Annotated in this window: 11 protein-coding genes; 8 read left to right on the top strand and 3 right to left on the bottom strand. The window is 72.8% G+C overall.

The genetic code is table 11. The features are described from left to right. Positions 1-17: 17 nt before the first annotated feature. The 5 genes from ORG17_RS13855 to ORG17_RS13835 all read left to right on the top strand — a co-directional run bounded on the left by ORG17_RS13855 (position 18) and on the right by ORG17_RS13835 (position 7,168). Positions 18-1,271, top strand: a complete 1,254-nt coding sequence (locus tag ORG17_RS13855) for a Gfo/Idh/MocA family protein (protein ID WP_214526774.1) — start codon at positions 18-20, stop codon at positions 1,269-1,271. After that, complete coding sequence (locus ORG17_RS13850) at positions 1,268-2,272, top strand: sugar phosphate isomerase/epimerase family protein (RefSeq protein ID WP_176709257.1); 1,005 nt, start codon at positions 1,268-1,270, stop codon at positions 2,270-2,272. Before ORG17_RS13855 ends, ORG17_RS13850 begins: the two co-directional genes overlap by 4 nt. A gap of 203 nt (positions 2,273-2,475) precedes the next feature. After that, positions 2,476-3,480: an AAA family ATPase gene (locus ORG17_RS13845; protein WP_071246894.1), complete on the top strand. Its 1,005-nt coding sequence runs from the start codon at positions 2,476-2,478 to the stop codon at positions 3,478-3,480. Next, on the top strand, positions 3,480-4,811 hold the full coding sequence (locus ORG17_RS13840) for a DUF58 domain-containing protein (RefSeq protein WP_027466116.1): 1,332 nt from the start codon (positions 3,480-3,482) through the stop codon (positions 4,809-4,811). Before ORG17_RS13845 ends, ORG17_RS13840 begins: the two co-directional genes overlap by 1 nt. Positions 4,812-4,816: 5 nt before the next feature. Next, complete coding sequence (locus ORG17_RS13835) at positions 4,817-7,168, top strand: transglutaminase family protein (RefSeq protein ID WP_214526775.1); 2,352 nt, start codon at positions 4,817-4,819, stop codon at positions 7,166-7,168. A 177-nt stretch (positions 7,169-7,345) separates the two neighbouring features. Here the strand turns inward: ORG17_RS13835 and ORG17_RS13830 are convergent, their stop codons facing one another. Both ORG17_RS13830 and ORG17_RS13825 read right to left on the bottom strand, forming a co-directional pair. Beyond that, positions 7,346-7,948, bottom strand: a complete 603-nt coding sequence (locus tag ORG17_RS13830; protein WP_071246890.1) for a TetR/AcrR family transcriptional regulator — start codon at positions 7,946-7,948, stop codon at positions 7,346-7,348. Positions 7,949-8,196: 248 nt separating this feature from the next. Next, complete coding sequence (locus ORG17_RS13825; protein ID WP_214526776.1) at positions 8,197-8,958, bottom strand: trimeric intracellular cation channel family protein; 762 nt, start codon at positions 8,956-8,958, stop codon at positions 8,197-8,199. 69 nt (positions 8,959-9,027) lie between these two features. On the opposite strand from ORG17_RS13825, the gene efeU reads away from it, so the two are divergent. The 3 genes from efeU to efeB are packed head-to-tail and all read left to right on the top strand — an operon-like array spanning position 9,028 to position 13,149. Beyond that, positions 9,028-10,656: an iron uptake transporter permease EfeU gene (gene efeU / locus ORG17_RS13820; protein ID WP_214526777.1), complete on the top strand. Its 1,629-nt coding sequence runs from the start codon at positions 9,028-9,030 to the stop codon at positions 10,654-10,656. Further along, positions 10,643-11,866, top strand: a complete 1,224-nt coding sequence (gene efeO / locus ORG17_RS13815) for an iron uptake system protein EfeO (RefSeq protein WP_027466119.1) — start codon at positions 10,643-10,645, stop codon at positions 11,864-11,866. The genes efeU and efeO overlap by 14 nt, the downstream gene beginning before the upstream one ends. Next, positions 11,863-13,149, top strand: coding sequence for an iron uptake transporter deferrochelatase/peroxidase subunit (gene efeB, locus ORG17_RS13810; RefSeq protein WP_214526778.1), 1,287 nt, complete (start codon positions 11,863-11,865; stop codon positions 13,147-13,149). The genes efeO and efeB overlap by 4 nt, the downstream gene beginning before the upstream one ends. A 321-nt stretch (positions 13,150-13,470) precedes the next feature. Here efeB and ORG17_RS13805 read toward each other — a convergent pair whose 3' ends face one another. Further along, positions 13,471-15,849, bottom strand: coding sequence for a bifunctional metallophosphatase/5'-nucleotidase (locus tag ORG17_RS13805; RefSeq protein WP_214526779.1), 2,379 nt, complete (start codon positions 15,847-15,849; stop codon positions 13,471-13,473). Positions 15,850-15,866 lie beyond the last annotated feature (17 nt).

Here is a 15,866-nt window from a genome sequence, read left to right as displayed (position 1 = left end):
TTCTCGAAGGAGAGAACATGAGCGACAGCATCGGCGTCGCCGTCATCGGCGCGGGCATGGCGGGCAAGGCCCACATGGCTGCGTGGCGGAACGCACCCTCCCTGTTCACCTCGACGCTGCCGCCGGTCCGGCTCGTCTCGGTCGGCGACGTCTACGAGCCCCTCGCCGCCGAGGCCGCACGGCGCTTCGGCTACGAGCGGCACGACACCGACTGGCGGGCCATCGCGGCGGCGGACGACATCGACGTGGTGAGCGTCGTCGTCGCGAACACCCTGCACCGCGAGATCGTCGAGGGGCTGCTCGCCGCCGGCAAGCACGTGCTGTGCGACAAGCCGCTGTCCGACTCGCTCGACGACGCACGCGCGATGGCGTCCGCCGCTGCCGAGGCCGCGCAGCGCGGGGTGCTCGGCCGCATCGGGTTCACCTACCGCCGGGCTCCCGGCCTCGCGGCCATCAGGGAGCTCGTCGAGGACGGCACGCTCGGCCGGGTCCTGCACGTCTCCGGCCGGTACTGGACCGACTACGGCGCCTCGCCCGACGTCCCGTTCTCGTGGCGCTTCGCGGGGGAGCCGGGGTCCGGCGCGCTCGCCGACGTCGGCTCGCACCTGTCCTACGTCGCCGAGTTCCTGGCCGGCCCGGTCCGGAGCGTCAGCGGTGGGACGTTCACCACGTCGATCACCGAGCGCCCCGTGGCCGCCGGACACGCCCTGCGGGGGCAGGCCGTCCCGCTCACCGGTGAGACCGCGGCCGTCGGCAACGACGACTACGCCACGTTCAGCGCACGGTTCGGTGACGGCACGGTCGTCGGGTCGCTCGAGGCCTCCCGCGTCGCCGCCGGGCACCCGAACGGCCTCGTGATCGAGGTGTTCTGCGAGCGCGGCGCCGCCCGCTGGGACCAGGAGCGCGCCTCCGAGATCGGCCTCGCGCTGCAGTCCGACGGCTCGCGCACGGGTGGGTACCGCCAGGTCGTGCTCGGACCGGACCACCCCTACGTCGCGGGCGGCATGGCGATGGACGCCCCTGGCGTCGGCTGGGGGCAGAACCAGATGTTCGAGTACCAGGCGCGGGCGTTCCTCGACGAGATCGCCGGGCTGACCGGCGCCGTGCCCGACGCCCTGCCCGCGAACGCCACGTTCGACGACGGCGTGCACAACATGGAGGTCCTCGACGCCGTGGCACGGTCCGCAGCGGCCGGAGGTGCATCCGTCGACGTGGCGGAGGCCGACGCGGTGACCGCCACCGCGGTGACCGCCGAGGGGGTCCGCGCATGAAGCTCGGTCTCTACAACGCGATCCTGCACGACCGGCCCCTCGCCGACGCACTCCGGGTCATCGCGGCCAACGGCCTCACCGGCATCGAGCTGAACACCGGCGGGTTCCTGCCCCCGGTGCACGTGCCCGACATCGACGCGATCCTGCAGGACGACGGGGCGCGTGACGCGTTCCTCGCGCAGTTCGCGGGGACCGGCGTCGAGATCGCCGGGCTCAACTGCAACGGCAACCCGCTGCACCCCGATCCGGCGATCGGCCCCGCGCACGCCGAGGACGTCCGGCGCAGCATCCGCCTCGCGGCCCGCCTCGGGCAGGACCGCGTCGTGACGATGTCCGGGCTGCCGGCGGGGGAGCCGGGCGGGACGCGGCCGAACTGGATCGTGAACGCCTGGAACTCGGCTGCGCTCGACGTCCTCGAGCACCAGTGGAGCGTCGCCGTGCCGTTCTGGCAGGAGATCGACGCCCTGGCCCGGGAGCACGGCGTCAAGGTCGCGCTCGAGCTGCACCCGCAGAACCTCGTGTTCAACCCGGCGTCGATCCGGGAGCTCGTCGAGCGCGGCGGGCTGACCAACGTGGGGGTCGAGCTCGACGCCTCGCACCTGTTCTGGCAGCAGATGGACCCGGTGGCGGTCGCCCGCGACCTCGGGCCGCTCGTGTTCCACGCCGCCGCCAAGGACGTCCGGATCAACCCGCACGCCGCGATCAACGGGGTGCTCGACAACTCGTTCCGCCGGTCGTCGCCGGACGAGTCGCGCACGAACCTCGGCGGCGACGAGTGGGCGAACGAGTGGCCGAAGCCGTCGGCGTGGGACTTCGTCGCGCTCGGCAAGGGGCACGACGAGGCGTACTGGACGACGTTCCTCGAGGCCCTGCGTGCGATCGACCCGGACATGTGGGTGAACATCGAGCACGAGGACACCGAGCTCGGGCGCGAAGAAGGGGTCGCGGTCGCCGCGCGCGTGCTGCGCGCCGCGGACGCGGCGCTGGCGCCCCGGTCCTGACCGTCCGTCAGCTGACCCGGTCACTGCCTGGAGGCCCGTGGGTCGTTCCGCGCACGAGGTGACGGATCGGCGTGTGGTGGGGTCGTGCCTCCCGGCCCCACCACACGCGGATCGGCCGCCGGTGCGCGGAACGACCAGTCCGTGCACCCGTACCGGGTGCTGTCACCGGCCCGATGTAGCATGCACGACACCTGTCCCCGACGATGGAGCCCTGCGTGCCGGACCCGACCGACCCCGCCTTCCCGCTCGAACACGTGCGGGCGGTGGGCGACGACATCGTGGCCTCCGTCGCCACGGTGATCGACGGCAAGGCGGAAGCCATCCGCACGGCCCTGACGGTGATGCTCGCCGAGGGACACCTGCTCGTCGAGGACGTCCCCGGCGTCGGCAAGACCGTGCTCGCGAAGGCGCTCGGTGCCTCGGTCGGCGGGTCGGTGAACCGCATCCAGTTCACCTCGGACATGCTGCCGTCCGACGTCACGGGCGTGAACATCTTCGACCAGTCGTCCGGCACCTTCCGGTTCTCGCCCGGCCCGGTGTTCGCGAACGTGGTCATCGGCGACGAGATCAACCGCACCAGCCCGAAGACCCAGTCGGCCCTGCTCGAGGCGATGGCGGAGTCGCAGGTCACCGTCGACGGTGTCACGCGCCCGCTCGACCGGCCGTTCATGATCGTCGCGACGCAGAACCCGATCGACATGGAGGGCACGTACCCGCTGCCCGAGGCGCAGCGGGACCGCTTCATGGCGCGCATCGCGATGGGCTACCCGAGCGTCGACGCCGAACGGCAGATGCTCGCGAACCGTGGCGGCAGCGACCCGCTGTCGCGCCTGCGGCCGATCGTCGACGTCGGCACGCTGCGGGCGATCATCCAGACCGTCGCCGGGGTGCACATCGCCCCCGACGTCGAGGCGTACATCATCGCGATCGTCCGGTCGACGCGCACCCACCCCGACCTCGTGCTCGGTGCGAGTCCCCGCGCGACGCTGCACTTGGCGCAGGCGGCCCGTGCGCACGCCGCACTGCTCGGCCGCCCGTTCGTCACCCCCGACGACGTCGCGACGCTCGCCCCGATCGTGCTCGCGCACCGGCTCGTGCCGGTCGCCCGTGGGCTCGGCGGCACCGGCGAGGACACCGTGCGCGAGATCGTCGTCCGCATCGTCTCCGACACCGCCATCCCGTTCACGGCCACCCCCGTCCGCTCCTGATGGCCGGTCCATCGGCACCGCCGTCGCTGCTGCGACGCGTCGGTGCCGCGCGGTCCACGGCGGCACGGTTCGGCCGCCGCGGGCTGTCACTGGCACGCCGCACCCCGTTCCCGCGCCCGACGATCCGGGGCTGGACGGTCATCGCCGTCGGCATCGGCCTGGTCGGCGGCGGCCTGGTCGGCACCACGAGCGTCGCCGTCACGGCCGGCCTGCTGCTGCTCGTGCTGGTCGTGCTCGGCATCGCGATGGCGTTCGTCGTCGCCACCCCGCTCCGCGGCAGCCGCAGCACCGCTCGGGCGATCGTCCAGGTGGGCGAGGTCTACCGGGAACGCATCACCCTCGGCAGCACCAGTCTGCGGATCGGCCCGAGGGCGACGCTGCTCGTGCGCGAACAGCTCGAGGACGCCTTCGCCAGCCTGGCCGAGGCGGAGACCTACGCCGAGGTCGGGCCGAACCTGCCGCCGGCCGTGCTCGACGTCGAGGCGCTCGCGATGCACCGTGGCCGGACGCTGGTCGGGCCGGTGACGATCCGGGTGGAGGACCCGTTCGGCCTGCTCCGGATCGACCGTCCCGTCGTCCCTGCTGAAGAGGTCGTCGTCGTCCCGGCCTCGGCACCCCTCGGGGCGATCGACGCCGGCGCGCTCGCCGGTGCGGTCTCGGCCGACGAGGGCCGGGTCGGACAGGGCGGCTCCGCCGACGACAGCGAACTCCGCCCGTACCGACCGGGCGACCCGATCCGCCGGGTGCACTGGGCCCAGAGTGCACGGCGCGGTGAACTCCACGTCCGCCAGACCACCCAGGCCCAGCCGCCCGAGGCCGTGATCGCCCTCGACGTCCGGCGCGAGTCCTACCAGCGGCTCGGTCGCGAGGACCTCGCCGAGCTCTCCGACCTGGGCGGTGACCAGGCCTTCGAGCACGCCGTCGTGGTGGCGGCCAGTGTCGCCCGGGCGCTCGCCGCCCGGACCTCCCGCGTCGTGCTCGTGTTCGACGGTCCCGAAGGCGCGACCCGGCACGCGGGCGACGTCGGCGGGCTCACCGACGTGCTCGTCGGGCTCGCCGACGTCCGGCTCCGCTCCGACGCGCGACAGGTCACCGACGTCCTGCCCGAGGTCCGGGGCCGAGACGTGCATGGCATGACCGCCGTGGTGACCGGCACCTGCACCGCGGACGAAGCCGCCGAGCTCGTCAGCGCGACCAGCGGGTCGAGCCGCGGCATCCTGGCGACGATCGTGCCGCCGGACCCGGCCGTGCGGGGCATCCTCGACCGTGGCGGCTGGCGGACCCTCGTGGTGCCGGTCGTCGGCGCGACGCCGTCCGGAGCCGCACGGTGACCGGGGTGAGCGCACCCGCGCGTGGCCGTGCCGACGTGCGCGAGATCCTCGAGCGCGACGACGACCTGCGTGACGTCCCGAGCGCCTGGGTCGTGGCCCTCGCGCCGGTGCCCGTGCTCCTGGCCGCACTCGCCATCCGGCCGCTCGTGCAGGGCATCGCCTGGTGGGCATCGGGCGTCGTTGTCGTCGCCGTGCTCGTCGCCGTGATGCTCGCGGTGCGCCGCCAGACGCCCGGTATCCGCTTCGTCGTCCTGGTCGGTACGGTCATCGCCTGCTCGTGCGCCGCCGCCCTGGTCAACGACATCCAACCGCTCGGGTGGCTCGACGCAGACGGGGCCCTCGGGGAGACGCTCGCCGCGATCCGCCTGAACCCCGCACCGCTGCCGCAGACCGACGCGATCCGGCTCGTGGTCACCGCGTCGATCGGCTGGGTCGCGGCGGTCTCGCTGTTCCTCGCCGCCATCGCGCGGATCCCGTCGCTCGCCGCGGCACCGGCCCTCGTCATCCTGATCGTTCCGGGTGTCATCACCGGGCAGCCCGCCGGCACCCCGCTCGTCATCGCCACGGCGGTGGCGTTCCTCGCCCTGCTCTGGCTGTCCGTCCGCCCCGTGCAGCGCGCACTGCCGGCCGCCGTGGTCGGGGCGATCGGGCTCGTCGTGGCCATCGGGCTGCCGACGATCGTGCCGCTCAACGCCAGCTGGTTGTCCGGCGTGACCGGTGCGATCCAGTCGCCGATCCAGCCCGGACGGCCCGGCACCCTGCTCGAACTCGGCAACGACCTGCGCCGCCCGAGCGAGCTCGAGGTGTTCCGCTACCGCTCGTCGGACGGGCAGCCCGAGTACCTCAAGCTCGCCGACCTGGACGAGTTCGGCACGGGGGACTGGGTGCCGACCGTGACGAACGCGGCCGAGGCCGACACGGCCGACGAGCAGCAGTGGGCCGAGGGCGTCAACCCGCGCCTCGCGAGCCGCGGCGACGTGACCGTCCGGATCACCGGGCTGTCCAGCACCTACCTGCCGGTGCCGTCGGGTGCGGTGTCGATCGAGTCGCAGTCCACCAACCTCGACCTGTCGCAGTGGCGGTGGATGGGGAACTCGAGCACCGTCCGGTCGACCGGAGCCGCGACCGCCCGCGGTGCGATGTACGAGGTCTACGGGGCCTCGACCTTCGCCAACGACTACCTTGACGCGGTCGCCGCCTCGGGGGTGCTCGCCCGCTCCGACGGCCGTGGCTTCCGGGAGCCCAGCCGCCAGCAGCTGCGCACCGACCTCGCCCTGCCCGACGACCTGCCGGCGAACATCTCGACCACCGCGACCCGCGTCGCCGCCGCCGCGACCGACGACTACGGGCGGGCACGGGCACTCGAGCAGTGGTTCCGCAGCGACCTGTTCACGTACTCCGAGACCGCTCCCGTCGAGCAGGGGTACGACGGCGACAGCATGGACGTCGTCTCGACGTTCCTGAAGGTCCGCGACGGGTACTGCGTGCACTTCTCGTCCGCGATGGCCGTGATGGCCCGCACGCTCGGCATCCCCTCGCGCATCGCGGTCGGGTACCGGGCCGGGTCGCCGCAGCCCGACGGCGAGTACGCGGTGTCGAACCGGCAGCTGCACTCCTGGCCCGAGCTGTACATCCGGGGCGCGGGGTGGGTCGCCTTCGAGCCGACGCCCGACTCCGACGAGGCCGCGCCGTCCGAGGAGCCCTCGGCCTCGCCGACCGCGGCGGCACCGGAGTCCCCGCTGCCGGCTCCCGAGCAGACCACCCCGGCGCAGGATTCCGCGTCACCGACCCCGTCGGCCTCCCCGGCGCCGGGTGCCGCGGGTGCGTCCGGCTCCGGCGACGCAGGTGGCCCCGTCGGGCTGCTCGTGGGGCTGCTGCTCGTGCTCGCGGTCCTCGTCGCCCCGGGCCTCGTGCGCGCTGTCCGCCGCCGGTCGAGGCTGTCGGCGATCGCCGCCGGCCGGTCGCCCGCCGTGCAGGCCTGGCGGGAGTTGCTCGACGACGTCGCCGACCACGGGTACGCCCCGGGCATCGCGCCGCCGGGTGATGCCGCCGCCGTAGCCCGGACCGCCCGAGCCGTGCTCGGACGACTACGGCCCGGGTTGCCGGCGTCGGTCGTGCCCCACCTGGAGGCCACGGTCGACGCGGTCGATCGGGAGCGCTTCGCCGCCGACGGGGTCGCATCGGTGGACACTTCGGCGCTGGAGCGGCACGTCCGCGAAGCTCGTGGCGCACTCGACGCGTCGGTGCCCACCCTGCGTGTCGTGCGGTCGCGCCTGCTGCCGCCGAGCCTGCTGCCGTCGTCCGCCTGGTCCCACGACGGGCCGAAGCCCCGGCGTCGCGATCGTCGCACGGCCTGACGCGGGCGCTTGCGCGTGCGCGGGCGCACCGTGCGAGCCTCGCGCCGTGCGAGGGGTGCGCCGAGTGGTGCGAGGTTCCGTACTCCGTGCGACCGGCGCGGCCTCGCACGGACTACGGAACCTCGCACCGTTCGAGCGGGGCGCCGGCACCGCCGCGCCGCCGCGCCGCGCCACGCGTCAGCGTCGGCGGACGACCGCCTCGACCAGCGTCGCGACGAGCTCGCCGGGGTCGACCCCGGGCAGCGCCGGCGCGTCGAACACCAGGCCGACGTTCGCCCCGATGAGCACGGTCGCGAACTCCTCCGGGGTCATACCGACGTCGACCTCGGGGTGCGCACCGAGCCAGAGCCGCACCAGCTCGAGCACCCCGTCCTGCAGGACCCGGCGCTGCCGGATGAACTCGGGCAGGAACTCCGGGTGGCGCACGGCGTACCCGCGGAACGCCGAGAGCAGCGCGAACTGCTCGCTCTGGTCGTGCTGGCCGAACGCAGCGCGCAGGACGTCCCCGACGTCGACGGCGGCGATGTCGGCGTGCACGAGCTCCTGCAGTGAGCCGAGCACCAGGTTCGTGGACCGCTGCATGACCTGCGCGAGCAGGTCTTCCTTGGACGAGAAGTTCGAGTAGACCGCACCCTTGCTGAACCCCGCGCGCGCGGCGACGTCGTCGAGCCGGGCGCCGTACACACCCTGTTCGGCGAAGACCGCGGCTCCGGCGGCGAGCAGGCGTTCCCGGACCTCGGCACGCGGGATGCGCTGGGTGGGGGAAGCGTCGTCGCTCATCGGTTGCTGCTTTCGACCTGTGCTGGTGGTCGTCGGGGAGAGCATCGTGGTGGAGACCTGCCGCGCCGCGCGTCTGATCCCGCGCGGCATCAGCGAAGCCCCCATCCCCACGTCTGCTCGGAACCGGCGCGTTCGGGTCGCGTCGGTGCTGTGCGGACAGCGTTCACCGGGATCATCCCCGGTAGAACTGCCAGGACGATACCCGGCGGTACTGATCGTAGCGTCGCGGAGCCGCGGGGGACAGCCCCTCAGTCCTCGTGCTCTTCTCGGACACTGCCGGCGCCGGTCCGACGGCCCGGGCGCCGGAGCAACCGGAGCGCGTCAGGTCGCAGGCTCCGACCCCGCCGGAGCAGCGAACCCAGGGTCGACTTCGGCTGCCACTCACGGCCGTTCGGCAGCCCCCAGCCGCGGCGGACCGCTCCCCAGCGGAGCCCGAGCGACAGGGTGATCGCGAGCAGGATGCCGAGCGACGGCGACCCGAGCGCCGAGGCGATCACCATCACGGCCGACGCGGCGACGGCCACGGTGGCGTACAGCGCGTTCCCGCCGAACACCGCCGGCACCCGCCGCAGCAGCAGGTCGCGCATGGCCCCGCCGCCGACCGCGGTGATGGTCCCCATGATGATCGCGGCGGGCCAGTCGAGCCCGGCGTCGTAGGTCCGCTGCACGCCGACCACGGCCCAGAAGCCGATCACGGCGGCGTCGAGCACGGTGAACAGCCGGTCCCACGTCACCTCGGAGAACGACACGAGGAACGCGATGAGCGCCCCGGCGACGGCGACCGGCACGTACAGCGGGTCGACGAGCGCGACGGGGGGTCCGTTCTGCAGCAGGGTGTCGCGGAGCATCCCGCCGCCGAGTCCGGAGACGAACCCGACGACCAGGAACCCGAACAGGTCGAAGTCCATCGCGCGGGCGATGGAGCCGCCGAGCAGGGCGGACGCGAAGACCCCGGCGAGGTCGAGCACGTTCGTGACCGACGCCAGGCCGTCGACGGACAGCAGGTTCATGAGAACCATCAAACATCACGTCGCACGACTGGCGGGCCGTTCGGCGGTTAGGTTAGCCTCACCTTCGTCATGCTCGCCACTCTCGTCATCGGTCTCCGTGAAGGCCTCGAAGCCACGCTCATCGTCGGCATCATCGCCGCGTTCCTGCGTCGCAACCGCGTCCCGCTCACCCCGATGTGGTCGGGCGTCGGGCTCGCGGTGCTGCTCAGCATCGCCGTCGGCTTCGGGCTGCAGGCTGTCGAGCAGGCGCTGCCGCAGGCCCAGCAGGAGGCCATGGAGGCGGTCATCGGCATCGTCGCCGTCGTCTTCGTCACGGGCATGATCGTCTGGATGCGCACGCACGCGCGCACCCTGACGGCCGACCTCGAGGCCAGTGCCACCGCGGCGCTCGGCCGGGGCACCGCCTGGGCACTCGCCGGCATGGCGTTCCTCGCCGTCCTGAAGGAGGGCTTCGAGACCTCGGTGTTCCTCCTCGCCACGTTCCAGGCGTCGTCGGACACCGGCCTCGCCGCCCTCGGCGCCGTGATCGGCATCGCGGCCGCGGTCGTCGTCGGCTTCGGCATCTACACCGGTGGCGTCCGCCTCAACCTGTCGCGGTTCTTCACCGGCACCGGGGTCTTCCTGGTCTTCGTCGCCGGCGGCCTGGTGCTGACCGTCCTCCGCCGCGCGCACGAGGCCGGCTGGATCGTCATCGGCCAGCAGCGCACCGTCGACCTGTCATGGCTCGCCCCGAACGGTTCGGTGCAGGGCGCCCTGGTCACCGGCGTGCTCGGCATCCCGCCGGACCCGCGGGTCATCGAGGTGCTCGGCTGGTTCCTCTACGTCGTCCCGGTGCTGGCCCTGACCCTCTGGCCGCGCGCCTGGCGTCCGTCGCCGGACCGCGTGCCCGGGGTGCGCGTCGCCGTCGCCGGTGCACTCGCCGTCGCCGCAGCGGCGCTCGCGATCGCCGTGCCGACGGGCGGGGTCGACCTGCCCCGCACGACCGCGGTCAGTGGCGACGCCAGCTCCGTCTCCGCCAGCGTCGACGGTGCGTCCGGCGTCCTGCGGGTGGCAGGCACCGGAACCGCCCAGGAGGCCCGGATCGCCTTGCCGACGTCGGCCCACCGCCGCGTCACCCGCGCGGGCGTGACCGCCGACCGGTGGCGCGTCGTGCAGGCCGGCACCGGTGTGCAGGACGGGGCCGGCGATCAGGGGAGCGGTGCCGACCGTCCGTCGACGCTGACCCTGGACGACCTCGTCACCCTGTTCGGACGCCTGCCCGTCGGGGTCTCCCCGTCGACGAACCCCGGTCCGTTCGCGGCCCGCTGGGCCGTGCGCGACACGGTGACCCTGTGGACGGTCCGCGGTGGGGTCCTGGACGCGACCCGCGACGAACGCGAGGTGCTGACGCTGAGCGGTGGGGGCCTCCCATCCGCGCGCACCACGACCCTGGACCGCACCGTCTGGTCCGTCCCCGACGCCCGCGTCGAGCGGTCGGCCGCCTCGGTGGCCGCTGCGGACTCGCGATCAGCCGACCTGCTGCTCTGGAAGGCCTGGCTGCCGATCGCCCTCGGCGCCGCGGCCGCCGTGCAGGCGCTGCTGGCCCTCCGTGACCGCCGTCGCCGGCGACTCCCCACCGTCCCCACCCCCGAACCCGTCCCCGCTCGTGGCCCTCCGGCTGCGGACCCTGCAAGGAGCACCGACCATGTCCTTCGGTAAGCCCGTCCGACCCCTGATCACCCTGGGCGCCCTCGGCGCCGTCACCGCCCTCGCACTCACCGGTTGCGCCGGTGGGTCCGCCGAGGCCGGCGGCTCCGGCTCCGGCGACGCGAAGGTCTCCCGCGTCACCATCACGCTCACCAACGACGGGCAGGACGCCTGTGCGGTGTCCTCGACGAAGGTCCCCGCGGGCCCCGTCACCTTCACGGTGAAGAACGAGTCGTCGACCGCGATCACCGAGGTCGAGCTGCTGCAGGACCAGCGGATCCTCGGCGAGAAGGAGAACCTGGCGCCCGGCCTCGACGCCGTCCGCTTCACCGCCACGCTGACCGGCGGGAAGTACCAGGTGTACTGCCCCGGCGCCGAGACCGAGCTGACGGACTTCACCGTCACCGGCAAGGCCGCGTCGACCGCGAACAGCAGCGCCTCGACCCTGCTCCGCGACGGCACGAAGGGCTACGCGACCTACGTCGACGGCCAGGTCACCGACATGGTCGCCGCGGTCCAGCAGCTGCAGAAGGACATCGACGCCGGTGACCTCGACGCAGCGAAGACCGACTACGCGAACGCCCGTCCGTTCTACGAGCACGTGGAGAGCGACGTCGACGGCTTCGTCAAGAAGGGGTTCAAGGCCACCGACAACGCCGGCAACCTCGACTACCTGATCGACATGCGCGCCTCGAACCTCGACCCGGCCGTCGGCTGGAGCGGGTTCCACGCCGTCGAGAAGGACCTGTTCCAGGCCGGGAAGATCACCGCGTCGACCAAGCAGACCGCCGCGGACCTGACCGAGGACGTGCAGCTGCTCGCGAAGCTCGTGCCGACCCTGGACTACAAGCCGGAGGACCTGGCGAACGGTGCCGCCGGCCTGCTCGAAGAGGTGCAGTCGAACAAGATCACCGGCGAGGAAGAGGCGTACAGCCACATCGACCTCGTCGACCTCGCCGCCAACGTCGAGGGTGCCCGTCAGGCCTTCGCGTACCTCAAGCCGGGGCTGACCAAGCTCGACCCGACCCTGACGAAGCAGATCGCGAAGCAGTTCGACGCCACGAACACGCTGATGGACGGCTACCGCGACGCCGACGACCTGGGCGGCTTCGCCAGCTGGGACGCCGCCACCAAGAAGTCCGACGCGAACACGATCTCGCAGCAGATCCAGGCGCTGCAGGACCCGCTGTCCCGCCTGGCCGAGAAGGTCGCGACCGCGTGACCGAGCCGGACGAGGCACCCCGGGCGAACGTCTCCCGCCGCGGGCTGTTCGGCGCCGGCCTGGCCGTGGCCGGTGCCGGGGTCGGCGCGGCAGCGGGGATCGGCGGCGCCACCGCGGCGACCGGCGTGAACCCGTTCACGGCGGCGACGAACGGTGACGAGTCGATCGACCTGTCGCAGAGCCAGCCGTTCTACGCCACCGCGGCACGGCAGCCGCAGGGCGGGATCCGCACCACCCCGCAGCGGTACTGCGTCTACATGACGTTCGACCTGTCGACCACCGTCACGACCGACCTGCAGGTGCTCCTCGCCCGCTGGTCGGCCGCGATCGCCCAGCTGCAGGCCGGCAAGACCGTCGGCAGCGTCGAACCGGCGCACGGCAACGGGGTCGGCGCCGACACCGGGGAGGCGCTCGACCTCGGGCCCGCGTCCCTCACCGTCACGCTGGGGCTCGGCCCCGGCGTCTTCGACGAGCGCTTCGGGCTGGCCGACCGGCGCCCGGCGTCGCTCGCCGACATCCCGACGCTGCCGAGCGACAACCTGCAGCAGGGGCTGACCGGCGGCGACCTGTCCCTGCAGGCCTGCGCCGACGACCCCCAGGTGGCGTACCACGCGGTGCGCGACCTGGCACGGATGGCCCGCGGCACCGCGACCGTCCGCTGGACCGTGCTCGGCTTCGGCCGGGCATCGGCTGGGCCGCACCAGAGCACGCCCCGCAACCTGATGGGGTTCAAGGACGGCACGCGGAACATCACGACCGACGCCGACCACGACCGGTTCGTCTGGCTCGACCGCGACGCCGGGTGGATGGCCGGCGGCAGCTACCAGGTGGTGCGGAAGATCCGGATGAACATCGAGACCTGGGACGCCGACGTCGTCAGCGACCAGCAGCGGGTGTTCGGGCGGACGAAGATCCAGGGCGCGCCGCTCTCCGGCGGACAGGAGCACTCCACTCCGGACTTCCACGCGAAGGACGACGACGGTGCGACGAAGATCGACGCGACGTCGCACATCGCCCTCGCAGCGCACGAGGCGAACGGCGGCGTGAAGATCCTGCGGCGGCCGTACAACTACACCGACGGGCTCAACGAGTACGGCCAGCTCGATGCTGGGCTGCTGTTCATCGCCTACGTGAACGACCCGGACCACTTCACGCGGCTGCAGCGGAAGCTCGGCGCCTCGGACCGGCTGAACGAGTACGTCTCGCACATCGGGTCCGCGGTGTTCGCCGTCCCGCCGGCACCCCGCAAGGGGTCGTACATCGGCGAGCAGCTCTTCCGATGAGCTGAGTCGCTGAGACGCCAGGGTGGGCGCCCTCCGCCGTTTCCCTGGAGGCGGAGGACGCCCGCGTCGCGGAGTCTCGCCGAACGGAACCACCGTCGACTTGCTGAAAGCGACCCGGCGCGACGCGTCGCGGTGCGACAACCCCGAGAGTACCCCGCGGATCCGCGGATCCGCAGTGATCGACCGGGATGGGACAGCAACCGTGACCGCCGGGTCGCGCGACGCGTGCGCCGGAGCTGTGCCGGGCCTCCTGACCGACGCGAACGGGCCGCCTCACCAGGGTGAGACGGCCCGTTCGCGTGTGTGCCCGCAGGCTCGGGGTCAGTCCGTCAGGACCGTCGCGGCACGTCGTGCGCGGTTGCGGCGGAGGACCACGAGCGCCGTGATCCCGGCGAGCAGGAGCAGGCCCGCCGCGATCGCCGGAGCGGTCAGGTCCGCACCCGTGTAGGCGAGGTCGCCACCGGCGCGCGGGTCGTCGTCGGTCCCGCCGACGCCACCGATGCCGGCGTCGTCACCGCCACCCGCGCCGGGGCCGGGGGTGACCCCGCCGCCCGTGCCCGGGGTCGGGTCGACCGGGTCCGTCGGGTCCGTCGGGTCCGTGGGGTCGGTCGGGTCGGTCGGGTCGACCGCTGCGGCGACCGGGATCGTCACGGCGAGGGTGATGGTCTGGCCGGGCAGGGTGACCACGAGCGGTGCGTCCGTCGTGGCGACGGGCTCGGCCACCGCGGCGAGCGAGACGGAGCCGGCGGTGCGGGCGGCGGCGCGTGCTGCCGGGGCCTCGATCTCGGGGACCGTGACGGTCAGGGTCGCGCGACCCTGCTCGTCGTTCTTGTCGGTGATCGTCGGGTCGATCGCCGACGATGCCAGCTCCTTGCCGTCCGCGCTGACCGAGACGGTGCCGGCCTTCGCGGGGTCCTCGCTGCTGAACACGAGCGACGACAGGTCGAGTTCGATCTCGTCACCGGGCTGGAACCCACCGGCCGGGGTCGGCGTGACCGTGACGCCGACGGCGCGCTGGTCCTTCAGGGGATCGACCTTCGGGTGGTCGGTGAAGTAGTCCACCTGGGCCTGCAGGTCGACCTGGCCGGAGTCGGCGACGTTCGTGCCGGTCGCGAAGGCGGCGAAGTTGTCGCCACCGGTCGACAGGAACGAGTTGACGGTCACCTTGAGGGTGTCGGTCAGCGCGATCGGCTTGCCGTCGAGGGTCATGCCGGTGATGCGCTCGCCGCGGCCCTTCGACGGGTCGTAGGTGTACGCGAAGCCGTCCGAGACGCCGAGCTTCAGGAACGGACGCTCGAGGCCGTCCGGCTGCCACTGCTGCTCGAGGGCGTTCTTGATCTGCTGGCCGGTCATGTCCTTCGTCACCAGGGTGTTGGCGAACGGCTGGACGAGCGCGGCCTCCTTGTAGGTGACGGTGCCGTCCGGGTCGCCGGCGCCGCTGGACGCGTAGACCATGTCGGTGCGGAGGCCGCCCGGGTTCATGAAGGCGACCTGCGAGCCGTTCCGCTCGGTGGCGCTGCGCTGGACCTCGGCGATGTAGTTGCCCAGGACGGACTCGCCACCGCGGTTCTCGGCCTTGCGGTCGGACTGCACGGCGCGACGCAGGTCGCCCGTGATCTCGCCGAGCTTCTCGCCGCCCTTGACGTCGGCGACGGCCTTCGCGGCGGTCACGATGTCGCTCACCTCGGTGACCGAGGTGGTGTCGGCGGGGACACGCTTGTCGTCGTTGACGGAGGTGACCGAGGACGTGATCCCGGTGAGCTGCTTGTCCGCGTCCACGGTGAGGCGCAGGTGTCCGAGGTTCACCCCGTAGGACCCGGCCTGGATCACCGGACGCTTCGTGCCGTCGGGGCCGGCGATGGAGTGGTTGTACGTCGCGTGGGTGTGCGCCGAGACGATGGCCGAGACCTTCGACGAGACGCCGGAGGTGATCTTGCCGAAGGCACCGGTGCCGGTGGCGTCGGCGAGCGCGCTCGTGGTGGCGCCCTCGTGCACGAGCAGGACGAGCACGTCGGCCTCGCCGTTGTCGTCCCTGCCGTCGGTGAGCTGCACGGCGTACCGGTTGACCTGGCTGACGATCGGGGCCATCGCGAGGCCCTCGACCCCGCCGGGGCTGACGAGCCCGGGGATGAGGTCCTCGGTGGTCGTGCCGATGAAGCCCACCTTGACGCCGCCCTTCTCCACGATGGAGTACGGCGTGAACGCGGGGTCGGTGGTGCCGGCCTTGACGATGTTCGCCGAGACGTACGGCCATTCGGCGCGGTCGTCGATGCGGTTCTTCAGGTCGTCCTGGCCCTTGTCGAGCTCGTGGTTGCCGATCGCGCTGACGTCGAGGTCCATGGCGTTCAGGGCGTCGATCGTGGGGGAGTCCTGCTGGATGAGCGAGGTGAAGGTCGAGGCGCCCACGTTGTCGCCGACGCTGGCGAAGATCGTGTTCGGGTTGGCCTCTCGGTACGACTGCACGACGCCGGCGAGCTTCGCGGCGCCGGCGGCCTTGTCGGCGGCGGTGCCCTCGGACTCGATGCGACCGTGGAAGTCGTTGACGTCGATGATGTCGATCGTCGTGTCGCCCTCGGCGGCGACGGCTGCGGACGGGACGGAGAGTGCGACCAGGACCCCGGCGGTGGCGAGGGCCGCGCCGGCGCCGAGGCGTCGTCGGGTCGTCGCACCGGCGGTTCCGGTGGTGTGGGAAGTGTTCATCGCCGTCGAACCTACGA

The organism is Curtobacterium flaccumfaciens pv. betae, from assembly GCF_026241855.1.
GTDB classification, from domain to species: domain Bacteria; phylum Actinomycetota; class Actinomycetes; order Actinomycetales; family Microbacteriaceae; genus Curtobacterium; species Curtobacterium flaccumfaciens.
This window is presented reverse-complemented; position numbering and strand designations above follow the sequence as displayed.